Source organism: Fluviirhizobium alvei (assembly GCF_030551875.1).
GTDB lineage: Bacteria > Pseudomonadota > Alphaproteobacteria > Rhizobiales > Rhizobiaceae > Rhizobium_E > Rhizobium_E alvei.
In genome coordinates this window covers 248,271-268,968 of sequence record NZ_JAUOZU010000005.1, presented here as the reverse complement: position 1 = coordinate 268,968, position 20,698 = coordinate 248,271, and the positions used below count along the sequence as shown (strand labels likewise).

The 20,698-nt window shown below is 60.9% G+C and carries 15 protein-coding genes; 12 read left to right on the top strand and 3 right to left on the bottom strand.

The window, feature by feature from the left end; translation table 11 throughout:
- Nucleotides 1-34: 34 nt before the first annotated feature.
- Nucleotides 35-784, top strand: a complete 750-nt coding sequence (locus Q4481_RS06045) for a MauE/DoxX family redox-associated membrane protein (protein WP_304375415.1) — start codon at nucleotides 35-37, stop codon at nucleotides 782-784.
- Between the two features lie 54 nt (nucleotides 785-838).
- Here the strand turns inward: Q4481_RS06045 and katG are convergent, their stop codons facing one another.
- Nucleotides 839-3,010 (bottom strand): catalase/peroxidase HPI, encoded by a 2,172-nt coding sequence (katG, locus tag Q4481_RS06040; protein WP_304375414.1) that lies wholly within the window; start codon nucleotides 3,008-3,010, stop codon nucleotides 839-841.
- Nucleotides 3,011-3,117: 107 nt separating this feature from the next.
- On the opposite strand from katG, the gene Q4481_RS06035 reads away from it, so the two are divergent.
- From Q4481_RS06035 to ligA, 11 genes are all read left to right on the top strand, one after another.
- Nucleotides 3,118-4,026 carry a hydrogen peroxide-inducible genes activator gene (locus Q4481_RS06035; protein ID WP_304375413.1) on the top strand — a complete coding sequence of 303 codons (909 nt, stop codon included), beginning with the start codon at nucleotides 3,118-3,120 and terminating at the stop codon, nucleotides 4,024-4,026.
- Nucleotides 4,027-4,226: 200 nt separating this feature from the next.
- Nucleotides 4,227-5,153 carry a D-alanine--D-alanine ligase gene (locus Q4481_RS06030; protein WP_304375499.1) on the top strand — a complete coding sequence of 309 codons (927 nt, stop codon included), beginning with the start codon at nucleotides 4,227-4,229 and terminating at the stop codon, nucleotides 5,151-5,153.
- A complete protein-coding gene (locus tag Q4481_RS06025; protein ID WP_377352997.1) occupies nucleotides 5,120-6,067 on the top strand; it encodes a cell division protein FtsQ/DivIB in 948 nt (315 codons plus the stop codon). Before Q4481_RS06030 ends, Q4481_RS06025 begins: the two co-directional genes overlap by 34 nt.
- On the top strand, nucleotides 6,064-7,395 hold the full coding sequence (gene ftsA, locus Q4481_RS06020) for a cell division protein FtsA (RefSeq protein ID WP_304375411.1): 1,332 nt from the start codon (nucleotides 6,064-6,066) through the stop codon (nucleotides 7,393-7,395). The genes Q4481_RS06025 and ftsA overlap by 4 nt, the downstream gene beginning before the upstream one ends.
- Before the next feature lie 58 nt (nucleotides 7,396-7,453).
- On the top strand, nucleotides 7,454-9,262 hold the full coding sequence (gene ftsZ / locus Q4481_RS06015; RefSeq protein ID WP_304375410.1) for a cell division protein FtsZ: 1,809 nt from the start codon (nucleotides 7,454-7,456) through the stop codon (nucleotides 9,260-9,262).
- A 265-nt stretch (nucleotides 9,263-9,527) separates the two neighbouring features.
- The gene (gene lpxC / locus Q4481_RS06010) at nucleotides 9,528-10,481 is read left to right on the top strand and encodes a UDP-3-O-acyl-N-acetylglucosamine deacetylase (protein WP_304375409.1); all 954 of its coding nucleotides are present in this window, start codon (nucleotides 9,528-9,530) and stop codon (nucleotides 10,479-10,481) included.
- A gap of 192 nt (nucleotides 10,482-10,673) precedes the next feature.
- Nucleotides 10,674-11,516, top strand: a complete 843-nt coding sequence (locus Q4481_RS06005) for an outer membrane protein assembly factor BamD (protein ID WP_304375408.1) — start codon at nucleotides 10,674-10,676, stop codon at nucleotides 11,514-11,516.
- A 15-nt stretch (nucleotides 11,517-11,531) separates the two neighbouring features.
- Entirely contained in the window at nucleotides 11,532-13,205 is a 1,674-nt protein-coding gene (gene recN / locus Q4481_RS06000) for a DNA repair protein RecN (RefSeq protein ID WP_304375407.1), read from the top strand.
- A 68-nt stretch (nucleotides 13,206-13,273) separates the two neighbouring features.
- The gene (cls, locus tag Q4481_RS05995) at nucleotides 13,274-14,722 is read left to right on the top strand and encodes a cardiolipin synthase (protein WP_304375406.1); all 1,449 of its coding nucleotides are present in this window, start codon (nucleotides 13,274-13,276) and stop codon (nucleotides 14,720-14,722) included.
- 82 nt (nucleotides 14,723-14,804) lie between these two features.
- A complete protein-coding gene (locus tag Q4481_RS05990) occupies nucleotides 14,805-15,629 on the top strand; it encodes an endonuclease/exonuclease/phosphatase family protein (RefSeq protein WP_304375405.1) in 825 nt (274 codons plus the stop codon).
- A gap of 66 nt (nucleotides 15,630-15,695) precedes the next feature.
- Entirely contained in the window at nucleotides 15,696-17,849 is a 2,154-nt protein-coding gene (gene ligA, locus Q4481_RS05985) for an NAD-dependent DNA ligase LigA (protein WP_304375404.1), read from the top strand.
- A gap of 102 nt (nucleotides 17,850-17,951) precedes the next feature.
- Here the strand turns inward: ligA and Q4481_RS05980 are convergent, their stop codons facing one another.
- Nucleotides 17,952-19,124, bottom strand: a complete 1,173-nt coding sequence (locus tag Q4481_RS05980) for a calcium-binding protein (RefSeq protein ID WP_304375403.1) — start codon at nucleotides 19,122-19,124, stop codon at nucleotides 17,952-17,954.
- Nucleotides 19,125-19,266: 142 nt separating this feature from the next.
- The gene (locus Q4481_RS05975; protein ID WP_304375402.1) at nucleotides 19,267-20,658 is read right to left on the bottom strand and encodes a calcium-binding protein; all 1,392 of its coding nucleotides are present in this window, start codon (nucleotides 20,656-20,658) and stop codon (nucleotides 19,267-19,269) included.
- Nucleotides 20,659-20,698: the final 40 nt, after the last annotated feature.

Genomic DNA, 20,698 nt, shown 5'->3' with positions numbered 1-20,698 from the left:
GGGGTGTATCCGTTTCGCCAACAAGGGAAAAATCATGGCTAGACAGGCTACGCTCTATCGAATGGTCCAGGATCAGCATCTCTGCCCCTACGGACTCAAAGCGCTGGATCTCCTAAAACGCAAGGGATTTGACGTCGACGACCGGCATCTGACCAGTCGGGCCGAGACCGATGCCTTCAAAGTCGAACAGGGGGTGAAGACGACGCCGCAGGTCTTCATCGATGGTCGCCGCATTGGCGGCTATGATGACTTGCGCCGCTTCTTCGGGCTTTCGGTCGCCGAACCCGGCGCCACCAGCTATCGGCCGGTGATCGCGGTCTTTTCCATGACGGCGCTGATGGCAGTCGCCGCCAGCGTTTCGGCTTTTGGAACCGTGCTGCCGTTACAGAGCTTTGAATGGTTCATCGCCTTTTCGATGGTGGTTCTTGCGATCCTGAAACTGCAGAACATCGATTCGTTTGCGACGATGTTCCTCAACTACGACCTCCTTGCGCGGCGCTGGGTTCGCTACGGCTACATCTATCCGTTCGCCGAAGGGTTGGCCGGACTGCTGATGATTTCGGGAAAACTGGTCTGGCTCTCGGTGCCGGTGTCGCTTTTCATCGGCGGCATCGGGGCGGTCTCGGTGTTCAAGGCGGTCTATATCGATCGCAGAAGCCTCAAATGTGCCTGCGTCGGCGGTGGAACCAATGTTCCGCTCGGCTTCGTCTCGCTTCTTGAAAACCTGATGATGATCGCCATGGCGCTCTGGATGGCATTCGGATCGGGTGGGCACTCCATGTAAAGGAAACGCCCGCGGATCGCTCCGCGGGCGTTTCACCGTCGGACCAGCGATCGATCAGGCGAGATCGAAGCGGTCCGCGTTCATGACCTTGGTCCAGGTTGCAACGAAGTCGTGCACGAACTTCTCTGCATTGTCGTCCTGGGCATAGACTTCCGCATAGGCGCGCAGGATGGAGTTCGAGCCGAAGACGAGATCTGCGCGGGTCGCGGTGTAACGGGTTGCCCCGGTCGCGCGATCGCAGATGTCGTAGCTGTTCTTGCCCGTCGGCTTCCAGCTGTAGCTCATGTCCGTGAGCGTGACGAAGAAGTCGTTGGTCAGATGTCCTTCGCGGGCCGTGAAGACACCGTGCTTGGTGCCGCCATGGTTTGTTCCGAGAACGCGCATGCCGCCGAGCAGAACGGTCATTTCCGGACCGGTCAGACCCATGAGCTGTGCACGATCGAGCAGCATTTCCTCTGGGCTGACGACATAGTCCTTCTTGGCCCAGTTGCGGAAACCGTCTGCGAGCGGCTCGAGCGGCGCAAAGCTTTCGGCATCGGTCTGTTCAGCCGTCGCATCGCCACGGCCTGCCGCGAACGGCACTTCGACATTGTAGCCTGCGGCCTTGGCAGCCCGTTCGATACCGACATTGCCGGCAAGTACGATCACATCGGCGACGCTGGCGCCGAATTCCGCTGCGATCGGCTCGAGAACGGAGAGCACCTTCACCAGACGGGCGGGCTCATTGCCTTCCCAATCCTTCTGCGGCGCAAGCCGGATGCGGGCACCGTTGGCACCGCCGCGCATGTCGGACTGGCGATAGGTGCGGGCGCTATCCCAGGCGGTCGCGACCAGCTCGGAAACCGAGAGACCCGAGGCGGCAATCTTCGACTTGATGGCACCGACATCGTAGTTGGTCGGGCCGGCCGGGATCGGATCCTGCCAGATCAGATCTTCGGTCGGAGCATCCGGGCCGATATAGCGCACCTTCGGTCCCATGTCGCGGTGGGTCAGCTTGAACCAGGCGCGCGCAAACGTATCCTTGAAATACTGCGGGTCTGCCATGAAACGCTCGCAGATGGCGCGGTAGGTCGGATCGACCTTCATGGCCATGTCGGCGTCGGTCATCAACGGCATCCGACGGATCGACGGATCGGAGGCGTCAACCGGCATGTGTTCTTCGGTGATGCCGATCGGCTGCCATTGCTGGGCACCGGCCGGGCTACGGGTGAGTTCCCATTCATAGCCGAACAGCATCTCGAAATAGCCCATGTCGAAGACGGTCGGGTTGGCGGTCCAGGCGCCTTCGATGCCCGAGGTCACGGCCTGGCTGGCCTTGCCGTTCTGGTTCGGGTTCATCCAGCCGAAACCCTGGTTTTCAATTGCTCCGGCTTCCGGTTCGGCGCTGAGCGCCTTTGCATCGCCGTTGCCATGGGCCTTGCCGACCGTGTGGCCGCCGGCGGTCAGGGCAGCCGTCTCCTCGTCATTCATCGCCATGCGGGCGAAGGTCTCGCGCACCTGGGCGGCGGTGGCGAGCGGGTCGGGCCTGCCGTTCACCCCTTCCGGGTTGACGTAGATGAGGCCCATCTGCACGGCGGCAAGCGGGTTTTCCATCGTGTCGGGCTTGGTGACATCGTCATAACGGTTGTCGGACGGCGCCAGCCATTCCTTTTCCGCACCCCAATAGACGTCCTTTTCCGGACCCCAGATGTCTGAGCGGCCGAAGGAGAAGCCGAAGGTCTTCAGGCCCATATCCTCGTAAGCCATCGTGCCGGCCAGGATGATGAGGTCGGCCCAGGAGATCTTGTTGCCGTATTTTTTCTTGAGCGGCCAGAGAAGGCGACGGGCCTTGTCGAGGCTGGCATTGTCCGGCCAGGAGTTGAGCGGGGCAAACCGGATGTTGCCCGTGCCGGCGCCGCCGCGACCATCCGCCAGACGGTAGGAGCCTGCCGAGTGCCAGGCAAGACGGATCATCAGGCCGCCATAGTGACCCCAGTCGGCGGGCCACCAGACCTGACTGTCCTTGAGCAAGGCCTTCATATCGGCCTTGAGGGCTGCGACATCGAGCGATTTTACGGCCTTGCGATAATCGAAGTCCTTGCCGAGCGGGTTTGTCTTGGTGTCGTGCTGGTGCAGAATGTCCAGATTGAGTGCATTCGGCCACCAGGCCATGACGGTGCTGCCCACCTCGGTGTTGCCACCGTGCATGACGGGACATTTGCCGGAATTGTCTGCTTTGGCGTCCATGATTTCCTCCTGTCTGCGTTTCTTGGAACGAAGTGGCGCTACTATCGACCCTAGTTTTGATAAATTCCAATTGTATTTATTGGATTTTATGATAGGAAAGTCTTATCATGATTTCCATTCGTCAAATGCGCTATTTCGATGCGCTGGCCAGCACCGGGCATTTCGGAAAGGCGGCCAAGCTCGTCAATGTCAGCCAGCCGGCCCTGTCGGCCCAGATTGCGGAAATGGAGCGGCTTCTGGATGCGCGGCTGGTCGAGCGTAACCGAAGCGGCATGTTCCTGACTCGCGAGGGCGAGGAACTCCTGCCCGACATTCGCGACATCCTGCAGCGTGTCGACCGGCTGCAGGCCAAGCTGAAAGCGGGGCGGGGACCGCTCAAGGGCCGGTTGCGGCTTGGCATCATTCCCACCGTTGCGCCCTATCTCGTCCCGGTCCTGATTCCTGAAGTCCGGAGCCGCTATCCGGATCTCAACCTGGAGCTCAAGGAACTCCTGACCGATGATTGCCTGGATGAGCTGCGCCACGGCAAACTTGATTGTGCGATCGTGGCCTTGCCCATCGAGGCGCAGGATTTCGATTCGACGCCGCTCTTCGAGGACCGTTTCCTCATCGCGAGCGCGGAAGACGAAAGCACGATCCTTCTGTCGCCGATGACGCAGGACCGGGTCGATGTCGAACGGTTGCTCCTGTTGCAGGAGGGCCATTGCCTGCGCGATCAGGCGCTGGCCGTGTGCGGAACGGCTGCGGGGCGCAGGGTCGCCAACTATGGGGCCACCTCGATGGCGACGCTGCTTCAGATGGTCAGCCATGGCATGGGCATAACGCTCATTCCGGAAATCGCTGTCCGGGATGAACGAACGCGCAACCGCATGCGCATCGTTCCCTTTGCCGAGCCGCAGCCTTCGCGGCGGATCGGGCTGGTCTGGCGGTCGAGCGCATCCGCCAAACGCCGGGAATTCGAGGCGCTGGGCGAACTGGTGGCGGAAGCTGCCTCAGGACTTCTCGATCAATCCTGACCCGTTGACGAAATCGTCATTCCGAGGCCCGACGAATTTTCTGCGAAATCCCCGCGCAAGGTTAACACAGGTAAACGGTTCGTTAACCTTAATCGGTTTTAGTGATTTCCCACGGAGCGCGGTGCGGATGTTTCGAAACATTACGAAAGTCCCGAGCAAGCGCCATCCGTTACGATTTGTTGGAGTATTGGGGAATTTCGATGGGCGCAAAGCACGTCGCAGTCTTGATGGGCGGGTTTTCTTCGGAGCGGCCGGTGAGCCTTTCCTCCGGGAATGCCTGTGCGGATGCGCTTGAAAAGGAAGGATTCCGCGTCAGCCGCATCGATGTCGGTCATGATGTTGCGGATGTCCTTTCCGGCCTGAAGCCTGACGTTGCCTTCAATGCGCTGCATGGACCGTTTGGAGAGGACGGAACCATTCAGGGTGTTCTCGAATATCTCCAGATTCCCTACACCCATTCCGGTGTCTTGGCTTCCGCCCTTGCGATGGACAAGGAGCGGGCCAAATGCGTTGCCGCTGCCCAGGGGGTGCCGGTCGCCGAAGCGAAAGTTATGAACCGCTTCGATATCGTTTCCGAACATCCGATGGCGCCACCCTATGTGGTCAAGCCGGTGCGCGAAGGCTCAAGCTTCGGCGTCGTGATCGTCAAGGAAGATCAGTCGCATCCGCCGCAGGTGATTTCGTCGGGCGACTGGCGCTACGGCGATACCGTCATGGTCGAGCGCTACATCTATGGTCGCGAGCTGACCTGTGGCGTGATGGGTGATAAGCCCCTCGGGGTGACGGAAGTGGTGCCGCAAGGCCACGGTTTTTATGATTTCGAGGCAAAATACGCCGCAGGTGGCTCAAGTCACGTTCTGCCGGCGCCAATTTCACCAAAAATTTACCAAAAAGTACAAATGCTGGCACTCAAGGCGCACGAAGCCATGGGGTGCCGCGGAGTTAGTCGCTCCGACTTCCGATATGACGATCGTCAGTCTGAAGATGGCGAATTGATCTGGCTGGAAATCAATACCCAGCCCGGCATGACGCCCACCTCGCTAGTGCCCGAAATGGCCGCTCATGCCGGCCATTCCTTCGGTGAGTTCCTGCGGTGGATGGTGGAGGACGCTTCGTGCTTGCGTTGAAGAGGTCGAACAAAGACGAGCGCTATAGCCTTGACGATGCCGCCGGCAGCGGTGGCGGCCTGGTGCTGCCGAAGCCGCTTCGCCGCGTCGTACGCTTTCTCGGGAGCCTGGGTTCCGGTCGTGTCGATATTCCGCGCCATCTTGGCACCGTCTCCGTGCTGGCTTTCTATGCCGCTACCGGCCTTTATGCCTTCGCGCTCAACGGCGATACGTCGACGGTTTCCCAGTCCGTCACGTCGGCAGCCGGTTTTGCGATCAACAATGTCAAGGTGTCGGGCAACAACGAGACGTCGGAAATCGACATTCTCGAACGGCTCGGGCTTGACGGCACGACGTCGCTGATGGCGCTCGATGTGGCTGCCACCCGCACGTCGTTGCGCGGCCTGCCTTGGGTGCAGGATGCCGAGGTGCGTAAGGTCTATCCCGATACGGTCGAGATCAAGCTGACCGAGCGCAAGGCTTTCGGCATCTGGCAGCATGGCGAGGAACTGTCCCTGATCGAACAGGATGGCAGCGTGATCGCGCCGCTTCGCGACAACAAGTTTGCCTCCTTGCCGCTGTTTGTCGGTCGTGATGCCAAGACGGGTGCCGCCGATGTGGTTGCCGATTTCGATCGCTGGCCCGCCGTCAAGTCGCGGGTAAAGGCCTATATGCGGGTTGCCGGTCGTCGCTGGGATCTTCTGCTCGACAATGGCGTGATGGTGAAGCTGCCGGAGCATGGTGTCGATCGTGCCATGGAAATGCTCGCGTCTCTTGAAGGCGATCATCAGTTGCTCGAGCGCGATATCGCTGCTGTCGATTTCAGGCTCAACGATCGCACCACGATCCAGTTGACGCCGGAGGCTGCAGCCCGCCGCAAGCAGGCTGTGGAGGCTCGTGCCAAGGCGTTCAAGAAAGCGGGGATCGAGTTATGAGTCTGTTCCGTCCCACGTCATCCTCAACGCCCCGTCTGAAGCCACTCGCCTCAAAGCGGTCTCATGTCGTTTCGGTGCTCGATATCGGCTCGACCAAGGTTGTCTGCATGATCGCCAAGCTGACGCCGCGCGAAGCGTCGGAAGTGCTGCCGGGCCGTACGCACAAGATCGAGATCATCGGCATCGGCCATCAGAAATCGCGCGGCATCAAGTCGGGTGTGATCTCCGATCTCGATGCGCTCGAAGGCGTCATCCGCAATGCAGTCGACGCGGCAGAGCGCCAGGCGAAGCTGACGGTCGACAGTCTGATCGTCAATGTTTCGGCCGGACGCCTGCAGAGCGACATCTATACCGCGACGATCGATCTGGGCGGCCAGGAAGTCGACGAGGAAGACGTCAAGCGTGTGCTGGTTGCGGCCTGCCATCAGAGCCAGCGCAATGAACGGGCGGTATTGCATTCGCTGCCGACCGGCTTCTCGCTCGATGGCGAACGTGGAATTTCCGATCCGCTCGGCATGTTCGGCGAAGCTCTCGGCGTCGACATGCATGTGCTGACCGCCGAAAGGCTCGCCGTCAAGAATATCGAACTCTGCGTCAACCGCGCCCATCTTTCCGTCGAAGGCATGGTGGCGACGCCCTATGCATCCGGTCTTGCCGCACTCGTTGATGATGAACTGGAACTCGGTTGCGCCGCCATCGACATGGGTGGCGGCACAACCACGATCTCGGTCTTTGCCGAAGGCAAGCTCGTGCATGCCGATGCGATCGGGCTTGGCGGTCACCATGTGACGACGGACCTCGCTCGAGGCCTGTCGACCCGCATCGAGGAAGCCGAGCGGATCAAGGTCGTGCATGGCTCGGCCTATTCGAATTCCACCGACGACCGCGAACTGGTCTCGGTGCCGCCGATCTCGGAAGGCGATCACGAGCCGCCGATGCAGGTGCCGCGGGCTCTGATCTCCAAGATCGTGCGCGCCCGTGTCGAGGAAACGCTCGAACTCATCCGCGATCGCATCCGCAGTTCCGGCTTTTCGCCGATCGTCGGCAAGCGCGTGGTTCTGACGGGTGGCGCCAGCCAGTTGACGGGCCTGCCCGATCTTGCGCGGCAGATCTTCGCCCGCAATGTGCGTGTCGGCCGTCCGATGGGTGTCAAGGGTCTGCCGCAGGCGGCCAAGGGGCCGGCTTTTTCGACTGCGGTCGGTCTGCTCATCTATCCGCAGTTCGCGGACATCGAAATCCATGCCGAGGATCGCGGCGTGCTGGCCCAGCTTGCTGGCGGCACAGGACGGATCGCCCGGATGAGCCAGTGGCTCAAAGGCAGTTTCTAAAGTTTCAGGAATCAGGCCGGGATGGCAATCCGGCCAGACTAGAGGAAGGACGGGTACCATGACCATCAAATTGCAGAAGCCGGATATCACCGAGCTTAAGCCCCGTATCACCGTGTTCGGTGTCGGCGGCGGCGGCGGCAATGCCGTCAACAACATGATCAACGCCGGCTTGCAGGGCGTTGATTTCGTCGTTGCCAATACGGATGCCCAGGCTCTGGCCATGACCAAGGCCGAACGGATCATCCAGATGGGCGTACAGGTTACCGAAGGTCTCGGCGCCGGTTCGCAGCCGGAAGTCGGTCGTGCGGCCGCCGAAGAGTGCCTCGACGAGATCGTCGATCACCTGACCGGCACCCATATGTGCTTCGTCACCGCTGGCATGGGCGGCGGCACCGGCACCGGTGCGGCTCCCGTCGTCGCCCAGGCCGCCCGTTCCAAGGGCATCCTGACGGTCGGCGTCGTGACCAAGCCGTTCCATTTCGAAGGCCAGCGCCGCATGCGGCTTGCCGAACAGGGTATTCTCGAACTGCAGAAGTCCGTCGATACGCTGATCGTCATCCCCAACCAGAACCTCTTCCGGATTGCCAACGACAAGACGACCTTCGCCGATGCTTTCGCAATGGCCGACCAGGTCCTCTATTCCGGTGTTGCCTGCATCACCGACCTGATGGTGAAGGAAGGTCTCATCAACCTCGATTTCGCCGACGTCCGCTCGATCATGCGTGAAATGGGTCGTGCGATGATGGGCACCGGCGAATCTTCGGGCGAGGGCCGCGCTCTTGCTGCTGCCGAAGCCGCAATCGCCAACCCGCTTCTCGACGAAACCTCGATGAAGGGCGCCCAGGGCCTGCTGATCTCGATCACCGGCGGTCGCGACATGACCCTGTTCGAAGTCGACGAAGCCGCTACCCGCATTCGCGAGGAAGTCGATCCGGATGCGAACATCATCCTCGGCGCGACCTTCGACGAAGAGCTGGAAGGCATCATCCGCGTCTCTGTGGTCGCAACCGGCATCGATCGGAGCGCAAGTGCGGGGGACGCCCGCCCTTTTGAATTGAAACCGGTTTCGCGGCCGGTATCTCGTCCCGCGGCATCGATTTCTGCAGCAGCACCCGCTCCGGCTCCGGTTTCCATACCGATGCCGGCCGCAGCACCGGCTCCGGTGATGCGTGAGCAGGCCCCGGTCGTCGAGCCGGTCGCATCGGTCGATCCTGTCGCCGAAACGATTCGCGCTGCCGAACTGGAAATGGAACGCGAACTCGAAATCGCCGTTGCCCGGCCGATGATGGCCGATCTGGCACAGTCGCAGGCTCCGGAATTCCGTCCGGCTTCCAAGCTTTTTACCGCGCCGGTCGCTGAAGCCGCCCCGCGTCAGGCTCCGGTTGCAGCTCCGATTCGCCAGCCTGTTCCGGAAGTTGCCCCCGTGGCGACCGTTGCCGACGTTGCTCCGGCCCAGCCGGTGCAGCCGGTCCGGGTCGAACCCTCGCTGATGGCGCAGGTTCGCATGGAAGCCGAAACGACCCGGATGCCGAAGGTCGAAGACTTTCCGCCGGTGGTGAAGGCAGAAATCGAGCACCGCTCGTCGCCGCAGACCGCAAGCCACGCCGAAGAGCGCGGCCCGATGGGCCTGCTCAAGCGACTCACTTCGTCGCTTGGTCGCAAGGAAGACGAAGCCGCACCGTCCGACATGACGGCCGGTGCTCCGGCTGCCGCTTCCCAGCAGCGCCGGCCGCTGTCGCCTGAAGCCAGCCTTTATGCGCCGCGCCGCGGCAATCTCGACGACCAGGGTCGTCAGGTTCCGGCACAGCAGAAGTCGCATGACGACGAGTTCGACATTCCGGCTTTCCTGCGTCGCCAGAGCAACTGACCTCACGCAAATAAAGCTTGATCGGGCCCGGCCATCGCCGGGCCCGATCGCGTTTCGGGATGGCAAATTCCTGATGGCCAGCTTCGTTACAATTCGAAAGAAACATTGATTTGGTTTGCCGAAGAGGCGTCTCTATTTTTAGCGCACATCCCTCAGGGGCAAATCCCTTGCATGGGCCCACGCTTGGCGTGGTGACAACAAGATGACAGACGACCGGTGAGACCGGGCTGGCAGCGTTATACGCAGCCGGGAAAAGCGGGGTTACATGGCATTAGGACTTCTGGGTTTCGAAACAACGTTCGCGAACCCGTTTTCGATTCAGGGCATCGGCGTCCATTCTGGCGTGGCCGTGACAGCAACATTCAACCCCGCCGATGCCGGAACAGGCATCCTGTTCCAGCGGATCAGCCCCAATGGTGACGTCACCGACCTGAAGGCCGTTTCGGCCTCGGTCGGGAGCACGGATCTCTGCACCGTTCTCGGCTTCTCGCCGGCGCGTTCGATCGCAACGGTCGAGCATGTGATGGCGGCGCTCTATGCGCTCGGTATCGACAATGCGGTCATCGAGGTGGATGGCGCCGAAATGCCGGTCATGGATGGCAGTTCGCGCGAGTTCGTCGAAGCAATCGAGCAGGCCGGCATCCGTTCGCTCGGCGTCAAGCGTCGCTATATCCGGGTTTGCAAGACCGTTCGGATCGAGCAGGGCACCTCCTGGGCCGAGTTCTCGCCCTATGACGGCACACGGTTCGAAGTCGAGATCGATTTTGATTCTCCGGCCATTGGTCGCCAGTCCTGGAAGGGCGATCTGACGCCGACTTCGTTCCGCAACGAACTGTCGCGCGCGCGCACATTCGGCTTCATGCGCGATGTCGAACGGCTGTGGGCGGCTGGCCTGGCGCTCGGCTCATCGCTAGAGAATTCGGTGGTCATCGGTGATGACAACCGTGTCATCAACATGGAAGGCCTGCGTTATCCGGACGAGTTCGTACGTCACAAGACGCTCGATGCCGTGGGCGATCTCGCGCTTGCAGGTGCTCCGTTCCTCGGTCTTTATCGCTCCTATCGCGGTGGCCACAAGGTCAATGCCCTGGCGCTGAAGGCGCTGTTGTCGGACCGGTCGGCCTATGAGATCGTTGAAACCAACGGCTCGCGCTCGCGCGTTGCACTGCCGGAAATGACGACGGTTTCGGCGCAGGAATACGCCCCCTGGACGGCTTGAGCGATCAATCGTCTCATTCCTGCGGATGCAAAGGCGTGGATGAACGCGCCTTTGCCACAAAATTGCATGAATTGCCTTTCATGACGTTGCGGTCGTGGTGGTTTTGTGGCTAGTAACGCACTAGTCGAGAGGGGCGGTTGGTAGATGCTGACGTCCAATCCACCCCCTTGGGGAAATGCAGGAAGAGATATTATGACAGTATCCGTGCGCAACGTGTTTCTGGCGCTTGTTTTAGGAAGCAGCGCCGTTGTCGCAGGCTGCACTACCGATCCGGACTACGACATCACGAAGCTTGCGGTGACCACTGATCCGCCCGAGCAGCTTTACAATGAAGGCCTTGCGAACCTGCAGGCTGGCAAGGCGACCGAAGCCGGCCGCAAGTTCGATGCGATCGACAAGCAGCATCCTTTCTCCGAATATGCCCGCAAGGCGCTGGTGATGAGCACCTTCATCAAGTACCGACAGGGCGACTATACGGCTGCGATCACATCCGGTGAGCGCTATATGGGCCTTTATCCGCAGACGAAGGATGCGGCCTATGTGCAGTATCTGATCGGTCTCGCCTATTCCAAGCAGATTCCGGTCGTCACGCAGGACCAGCGCACCGCCGCCAAGACCATCGAAGCGATGATGAAGGTGGTCGAAAACTATCCTGAATCGGAATATGTCGACGACGCCCAGTCGAAGATCCGCTATGCGCGTGACCAGCTGGCCGGCAAGGAAATGCAGATCGGCCGCTACTATCAGGAGCGCCGCGAATATCTGGCCTCGATCGCCCGCTATCGCAACGTCGTCGAATCCTTCCCCAACACCAACCAGGTGGAAGAGGCGCTGGCCCGTCTCTGCGAAACCTATTTCGCACTTGGCCTGGTGGATGAAGCCCAGACGGCAGCCGCGGTTCTCGGTCATAACTATCCCGACAGCGAATGGTATGCGGATAGCGTGAAGCTCCTTAAGAGCAATGGTCTCGAACCGCGTGAAAATTCCAATTCCTGGATTTCGCGCGCCGCCAAGAAAATCGTCCTCGGAACCTGACGCTTCGGTCGCAGAATGCTCGCACAGCTGTCGATCCGCGATATCGTCCTGATCGACCGGCTTGACCTGACGTTCGAGCCGGGCCTCTCCGTGTTGACCGGCGAGACCGGTGCCGGCAAATCGATTCTGCTTGATTCTCTATCGCTGGCGCTCGGTGGCCGCGGCGATGGCGGCCTCGTCCGTCATGGCGAGGACAAGGGGCAGGTGACGGCCGTCTTCGATATCGGCATGGATCACCCGCTCCGGGCGCTCTTGCGCGAAAACGGCATTGATGACGATGGCGACATCATTTTCCGCCGCGTCCAGTCTGCCGACGGGCGGACGCGTGCCTTTATCTGCGACCAGCCGGTCAGCGTGCAACTGATGCGCCAGGCGGGCGCGATGCTGGTGGAAATTCACGGCCAGCATGATGACCGGGCGCTTGTCGATCCTGAAGCGCACCGGATGCTGCTCGATGCCTTTGCCGGCCTCAGCGAGGAAGCCGACGCGCTTGGTCGCCTCTACAAGGACTGGAAAGACAATGGGCGCGAGCTGAAGAGCCATCGGGCCAGGGTCGATGCCGCGGCGCGCGAAGCGGACTATCTCCGCGCTTCCGTCGAGGAACTGGAAAAGCTCGCGCCGATCGATGGCGAGGAGGAGGATCTGGCCGAACGGCGTTCGCGGATGATGAAGTCCGAACGGATCGCCGGCGACATTTCCGAAGCGTCCGATTATCTCAACGGTACCGCTTCGCCGGTGCCGCACATTGCCTCGCTGGTGCGCCGGCTTGAACGCAAGGCCGCAGAAGCGCCGGGTCTGCTCGAGGAGACGGTTGTAGCACTCGATGCGGCGCTCAATCATCTTTCCGATGCGCAGAACCTGGTCGAGCAGGCGCTGCGCCGGACGGAATTCGACCCCAAGGAACTGGAGCGGGTCGAGGAACGGCTGTTCGGCCTTCGGGCGGCGGCCCGAAAATTCTCGGTTCCGGTGTCGGACCTGCCGGCGCTTGCCGCCCGCATGATTGCCGATCTTGCGGCACTCGATCACGGAGCGGAAATCCTCAAATCGCTGGAAGAGCGCGAGCGCCGTTCGCGCGAAGCCTATTTCGAGGCAGCCCGGTCGCTGTCGACAAAGCGCAACAATGCGGGTGGCGCACTCTCCGAAGCGGTAATGGCGGAGTTGCCCGCCCTCAAGCTCGAACGCGCCCGCTTCATGACCGAAATCTCGACCGACGAGGACAATGCGGGTGCAGCCGGCATCGATCTCGTTTCCTTCCATGTCCAGACCAATCCCGGAACCCGTGGCGGTCCGATCATGAAGGTCGCTTCGGGCGGTGAGCTTTCGCGCTTTCTTCTCGCGCTCAAGGTGGCGCTTGCTGATCGCGGTTCGGCGCCGACTCTGGTCTTCGATGAAATCGATACGGGCGTGGGCGGAGCGGTTGCCGATGCGATCGGCCAGCGGCTGAAGCGTCTGTCTTCACGGGTACAGGTGCTTTCCGTCACGCATGCGCCGCAGGTCGCCGCGCGCGCCTCGACCCATCTCCTGATCGCCAAGGGACCGGTGAGCGATAGCGACAACCGGATCGCAACCCGGGTCGCGACCATGACGGATGAGGAGCGGCGCGAGGAGATCGCCCGCATGCTGGCCGGTGCCTCAATCACGGAAGAGGCGCGGGCGGCTGCGGCCAAGCTCCTGAAAGGCGACCATTAACCTCCTCGCTGCCCTTTATTTGTGGCTTTAGAACTCTATATTGAAGCCAGTCTTGCCGCCTGGGTTTCATGAGCGATTTCCTTTCCACCTATTGGCCCCATTTCCTCACTGCCATCTCCCTCGTTCTGGGAACGGTGGCGGCCATCCATGCCACCATGACCAAGCGCAACGTGCGCTCTGCGGCGGGCTGGGTGGGCGTGATCATGCTGTCGCCCATCGTCGGCGCGCTCATCTATGCTATCGCCGGCGTCAATCGCATGTGGCGGGAAACGAAGATCGCCCGCCGTTCTGCGCGCTACAAGGCGCTCGAGCGGGTCCTGTCACAATATGCGGTCGATGCAGAGGTCTTTACCGAAAAGACCGAAGGCCGCCTCAAAGCGTTGAAGACGGTTGGCGACAAGGTGTCCCACCATCCGGTGACATCGGGAAACCAGATCGTCATGTTCGAGAGTGGCGATGCCACCTATGATGCCATGTGCGCGGAAATCGCAGCGGCCAAACACGGGATCCTTCTCGAGACCTACATTTTCGACCGCGATCCGATCGGCCTCAGGGTTGCCGATTGCCTGATCGCCGCCCGCAAACGCGGCGTCGCGGTACGGGTACTCGTCGATGCCGTCGGCGCGCGTTACTCGACGCCTTCCATTCTCGGCTATCTGAAGGATGGCGGCGTCGAGGTCGATGCCTTCAACGGCAAGGTCATCTTCGGTCTCAGGCTTCCCTATTCGAACCTCCGGACGCACCGCAAGATCCTCGTCGTCGATGGCCATGTCGCCTTCGTCGGCGGCATGAACATCCGCGCAGGTTTCACCGGGCCCAAGGCAGCACGCGACACCCATTTCCGGGTCAGGGGTCCGGTGGTCGCCGATCTCTTTGCCGTTGCCGCCGATGACTGGGCCTATGAAACCGGGCAGGGGTTTGAAGGGCCGGAATGGCGCCTGACGGTCGATCATGCCGAGCCGGGCGAAGGTTTGCTCTTGCGGGCGGTCGTCTCCGGCCCCGACCGGCATCTCGAGACCAATCAGAAGATCATGATGGGCGCCTTTTCGGTGGCCGAACGGTCAATCCGCATCATGTCGCCCTATTTCCTGCCGGATAGCGATCTTGCGAGTGCCCTTGCGACCGCCGCGCGTCGTGGGGTCGAGGTCGATATCATCGTGCCAGAGAAGAACAATCTCGCACTCGTCAGCCATGCGATGAATGCCCAGTTCGAACCGCTCATCCGCGACGGATGCCGGATCTGGCGGGCGACGGGTCCGTTCGATCATTCCAAGCTGCTGGTGGTGGATGATGCGTGGGCCTATATCGGTTCGTCCAATCTCGATTCGCGCTCGCTCAGGCTCAATTTCGAAATCGATCTCGAAATCTATGATCGCGATTTTGCCCGCCTGGTCGGCGACCGGATCGAGCGCAGCCATGCCGAGGCGAGACTGGTGACGCTCGCCTCGCTCAGATCGAGACCCTTCCTCTATCGGTTGTTCGACCGGGTTCTCTGGCTTGCCTCGCCCTATCTCTGAGCACAGTTCGGGAATGGAGACTTGGAAGCGTCTTGCCGGATGGCTATGGTAGGGCAAGCGAATTGGAAATGTTGCGGAAACGATGACGGTCCAGAAAACGAAAAAGCCCACGCTGGCCAGAACGGTGGTTGAATCCATCCGCAACCGCAAGAACCGGCCGACCGAGCACCGGGCCATCGAGCGCGATCCGAGCCGCAGTCTTGTGGTCGCCTCCTACAATGTTCACAAATGCGTCGGTAATGACGGCCGCTTCGATCCCGAGCGGATCCTCAGGGTGATCCGCGAGATCGATCCGGATGTGATCGCGCTGCAGGAGGCCGACAAACGTTTCGGCGAGCGGGCAGGGCTGATGGACCTGCCGCTGCTCGAACATGAGACGGGTCTGCGTCGCGTGCCATTGACGACGCTTGCAAAGTCGCATGGCTGGCGCGGCAACGTCATGCTGTTCAAGCAGGGCATGATCGGTGATGTGCACCAGATCGCGCTGCCCGGACTTGAGCCGCGCGGGGCAGCCGTGGTCGAGATCGATCTCGATGCCGGCGCCTCGCTGCGGGTCATCGCCGCCCATCTCGGGCTCCTCAAATCCTCGCGGCATCAGCAGGCCGACATGATCGTCGACATGATGAAGAGCCGGCGTGAACGGCCGACCCTCTTGATGGGCGATTTCAACGAATGGCGGATGGGGCAGAATTCGTCGCTGCAGCGGCTATCCTCTGTCTTCGGACCGCTGCCGCCGCCGTTGCCGAGCTTCCCGGCCCGTCTGCCGGTCCTGCCACTCGACCGGATTCTCGCCAACCGGCAGGACCTGATTTCGTCGCTCACCATCCATGATACGCCGCTGTCGCGGGTGGCGTCCGACCATCTGCCGATCAAGGCAGAGATTGCCCTTTCGGCGCTGGTGGGATGAGCGGACGGGGCCTTTTCATTCCGTCAAATTCGGCTAAGGAATGCTCTCGACTTGCTGGAGATGAACATGGCTGATGAAATCGTTGCGGTGGAGGACCTGACGCTCGATCAGGCACGGGCGGAACTGCAAAGGCTGGCACGCGAGATTGCCCATCATGATGCTCTTTATCATGGCAAGGATGCGCCGGAAATTTCCGATGCCGATTATGATGCGCTGAAGCGGCGCAATGATGCGATCGAAGCCGCCTTTCCCGATCTCGTTCTGGCGGAAAGCCCCTCGCGCCGGGTCGGGGCTGCGCCGGCCTCCGGCTTCCAGCAGGTGACGCATGCGCGGCCGATGCTGTCGCTCGACAATACCTTTTCCGATGAGGATGTGACGGATTTCGTCGCCTCCATCTATCGCTTTCTCGGCATTCTTCCGGACCAGTCGATTGCCTTTACCGCCGAGCCGAAGATCGATGGTCTGTCGATGTCGCTGCGTTACGAGAATGGCCGCCTGGTGACGGCCGCGACACGCGGCGATGGGACTGTGGGTGAAAATGTCACCGCCAACATCCGCACGATAAGCGAGATCCCTGAGGTGCTGCCCGCAGGCGTACCGGCTATCGTCGAGGTGCGCGGCGAAGTCTATATGGCGAAGGCCGATTTCGAGGCGCTCAATGCGCAGATGATTGCCGAAGGCAAGCCGACCTATGTCAATCCGCGCAACACGGCAGCGGGGTCCTTGCGCCAGCTCGACCCGAAGGTGACGGCGAACCGCAAATTGCGCTTCTTTGCCTATGCCTGGGGCGAGATGTCGGAGATGCCGGCCGAGACCCAGATGGGCATGGTGGAAGCCTTCCGCGCCTGGGGCTTTCCGGTCAATCCGCTGATGCGGCGGTTGAGCTCCACCGAGGAGCTTCTGGCGCATTACAAGGATATCGGCCTCAAGCGCTCGACGCTCGACTACGATATCGACGGCGTCGTCTACAAGGTCGACCGGCTGGATCTGCAGCAGCGTCTCGGCTTCCGCTCCCGCAGCCCGCGCTGGGCTACAGCCCACAAGTTCCCGGCCGAACAGGCGTTTACGCGACTCACCGCCATCGACATCCAGGTCGGTCGCACCGGCGCGCTCACCCCGGTGGCGCGGCTGGAGCCGGTGACGGTCGGTGGTGTGGTGGTGACCAATGCGACGCTGCACAATGAGGATTACATTCGCGGTATCGGCAATGCCGGTGAGGCGATCCGCGAGGGTCGCGATATCCGCATCGGCGATACGGTGATCATCCAGCGTGCCGGCGATGTCATTCCGCAGATCGTCGATGTGGTACTGGAAAAACGACCGGCCGAGGCGAGCGCTTACGAATTTCCCCGCACCTGCCCGGTTTGCGGCAGCCATGCGGTCCGCGAAGTCAACGAGAAGACCGGCAAGATGGATGCGGTGCGGCGCTGCACCGGCGGCTTCGTCTGCTCTGCCCAGGCGATGGAACATCTGCGCCATTTCGTCTCGCGCGATGCCTACGATATCGAGGGGCTAGGCGCCAAGCAGATCGAGTTCTTCTTCACTGCGGACGACCCTGCGGTGAAGATCGGAACTGCGCCCGATATCTTCACGCTCGAACGGCGACAGGCTGACGCGCTGGCCAAGCTCGAGAACCGGGATGGCTGGGGCAGGACCTCCGTCACCAAGCTCTATGCGGCGATCAATTCCCGTCGCGCGATCGCGCTCAACCGCTTCATTTATGCGCTCGGCATTCGCCATGTCGGGGAAACGACCGCCAAGCTTTTGGCCCGCGCCTATGGGACCTATGCATCCTTCGAAAACGGCATGAAGGAGGCCGCTTCCCTGGCTGGTGAGGCCTGGAACGAGCTCAATGCCATCGAGGGTATCGGTGAGGTCGTGGCGCGCTCGATCGTGGAATTCTACAAGGAGCCGCGTAATCTCGATGTCATCACGCGGCTTCTCGCCGAAGTGACCCCGCAGGCGATGGAAGTGCAGATCGCCACCGACAGTCCAGTCGCCGGCAAGACGGTGGTGTTTACGGGTTCGCTGGAAAAGTTCACTCGTGATGAGGCCAAGGCGCGCGCCGAAGGGCTCGGCGCCAAGGTGGCGGGATCGGTGTCGAAGAAGACGGACTATGTCGTGGCTGGTCCCGGAGCCGGCTCCAAGCTCGACAAGGCGCGCGAACTCGGCGTCACCGTGATGGACGAGGATGAGTGGCTGGCATTTATCGGCGGGTGAGGGGCGCGGCCCGGCTTCGGGTTGGCCTGGTCCATCGGACAGGGCTGGAATTATGAAGCCCGCACCGACGTGCGGGCTTTCTGTCGTGGATCGGCTGGCTGTTCAGAAGATGAAATCCGAAATGGTGAAATGATCGAGATCGATGTTCTTGATGACGAACGTCGTGCCATTGGCCTCGAGGACGACATTGCCGTTCACCTCGGTGGCATGGTTCGCCAGCAGATCAATCGATGACGTCACATCCTTGCCCGCCATGAACCGCACCCGGTCCGTGCCGTCGGTAAAATCGGCAACCACTTCGCGATCCGAATTCGGGTTGAAGATGAAGGTGTCGGCAGCATCGCCGCCCCAGAGAATGTCCTTACCGGCCTTGCCGGACAGTTCATCAAGACCCGCCATGCCCTTGAGGACATTGTTGCCACCATTGCCGATGAGATGATTGCTCGTGCCGTTGCCGGTGCCGCTGATATTGCCCTTGCCGGCGAGTGTCAGATGTTCGAAATAGTCCCCGAGCGTATAGTTGGTCGTGCTGACGATCGTGTCGTTGCCTTCCCCTGACTTTTCGACAAGGTGATAGGTGTTGCGGTTGACGACATATCTGTCATCGCCAAGGCCTCCGCGCACCTCATCGCTTACATAGCCGTTGCCGCGACAGCGAAAGACATCGTTGCCGCCTTCGAGCTGCACGATGCCGCCGAGGATGCCGCGGTTGTCGATGATCTCACGGCCAGCGCTGCCTGTAACAGCCCAGATGTCGCCATACACCTTGCCTGTGTTCAGGAGATGCGCATTCTCGTTCTCATCCGTGGTAAACTTGACTGCAGCAGTGCCGGTGATCGTTCCGCTGTTGGTCAACTTGCTGTCGTCGCCATTCATCGAGACGCCCGTATTGTCACCGGCGACAATGCTGCGGTTGATAACGCGATTGTCATCGCCAATGATGGCGACCCCGACACTACCGACGATGCCGCCATCATTGACGACTTTCGAGGCGCTGCCTGTAACAAGGACGGATGTTCCGGCTGAAGACTCGAGCATGCCTGTGGTGCCAACCAGAACAGTGTTGCCCGTGGCGACCGAGTTCCCGAGATTGATGGCGTAAGACGTGCCGGTGATATGGCCTTCAATATCGAAGATGCGGTTTGCGGCACTCCCCGAACCGTTGATAGCAATACCGCTCACCAGATTGTTGATATTGGAGGCAACGTGATAGGTGGTGTCCGCGTTGAACGCTTCCACCGTATAAGAGCTCTGACCAATTTCAACGACGGGCATGCCTCTATCCTTTCCTCAACTATCGCTCACCCAAAATGGCGATGGATTGTTTCAGAAAGAATTCGTCCGTTCAGGCATAATGTTTCAATTGTTTCGCAATCAGGAGGGGCGGCCTTGTCGCAATTCACGCTTTTTGAGAGTGTTATACGACCCAGATATCGGCTGCCGTGAGATTGGGGTGGCCATCCAGTCTGGCGATGACCTCGGCTGTATCGCCACCCTTGCCGTCTGCATCGTAGCGAAGAATCCCCGACGATCGATCATAGAGAATCCGGTCATCGGCCTCCGTTGCAAGTGAGCCCTTGTGGAATCGATCGGCGTCGAGATGGCCTTGTCCACCGAGGCCGAGGAAGACGGTGCGATCGAGGGCAAGCCGATCATCGCCGGCACCGAAATCGGCGATCGTATCCAGTTGCCGGTGGCTGATCGTATCGAAAACGAATGTGTCAGCGCCGACACCGCCGGACAATCTGTCGACGCCACGACCGCCGGCGATGTGGTCATTTCCGTCGCCGCCCTTGAGGAAGTCATCACCGCCCAGTCCAGCCAGCCGATCGTTTCCGTCGTAGCCGAAAATCCTGTTCTGGCGATCATTCGCCTCGATCCTGTCGTCGGAACTGCCGCCGACATAAACGACGCCGATCTTGTCATTGTCGACGACTTGGAAATCGCCGCCCTTGATCATGGAAAGCGCATGCAGCGCCTCATTGTCCCAATGTTTGTCGGGCGTGCCGGAGACGAACCAGTCCGAACCGTTGTCGGCCAGGATCATGCCATATTGTTTCAGCGTATTGATGATGACGCGCACTTCGGGCGTGACATCGTTCGGAATATGAAAATCCGACCGCAGCCGAACGCGCATACCGAAGGGCGCGGGTCCATCGAGACTGTCGGCCCAATGGCTGGCGGCCCCCACAGCCTCCATGGCGGTCAAGGCCTGGCTGAGCGTGAAACGCAGAGCATGGCCGAGCGTGCCGCCTTCGGCGACGGCCTGCGCCACCTCGTCATAGCGGGCCAGGCCCGGAAAGATCGGCAGACCGGCGGCATCTGCCGACGTCCAGCCATCCGGGCGTTGGTGGTCGCCTCCCTGCAGATCGAACACCGCCGCCTGGCCGCTCCAGCGTTTGCCGTTGAAACGCGCATCAAACAGTTCAATGAGCCGGCCCAGGCCGTTGGGTGCCGAACTGTCGAGCTGGACGATGATCACATGATGGTCACTGCCACCTTCGATGGGGGCATTGTCCGGAATGGGGAAGGGACCGTCATCACCTTCCTCCGGCCAGAGCGTTTCCACGAACCGTACGAGTTTCTGCCCTTCCGGCACGACGATATAGGGAATGCCGATCGGCTTTCCCTCCCATTTGCCGGACCCGAAATCGGCATGCAGGCCGGCATCCGGATTGATGGCATTGATGATCCGGTCCGAGTTGCGCGCCAGCGGCGTATAGTCGACCCGCATGTTCCATTCGCTATATTGCGAAAAGGCCCGGGCGCCGTCGAGGTCGGCACCGATACCCGTTTTGGGATTGTTCATGCGGTCCTCCTGATGTCTTGCCGCAGCATCGCCGGCAAAT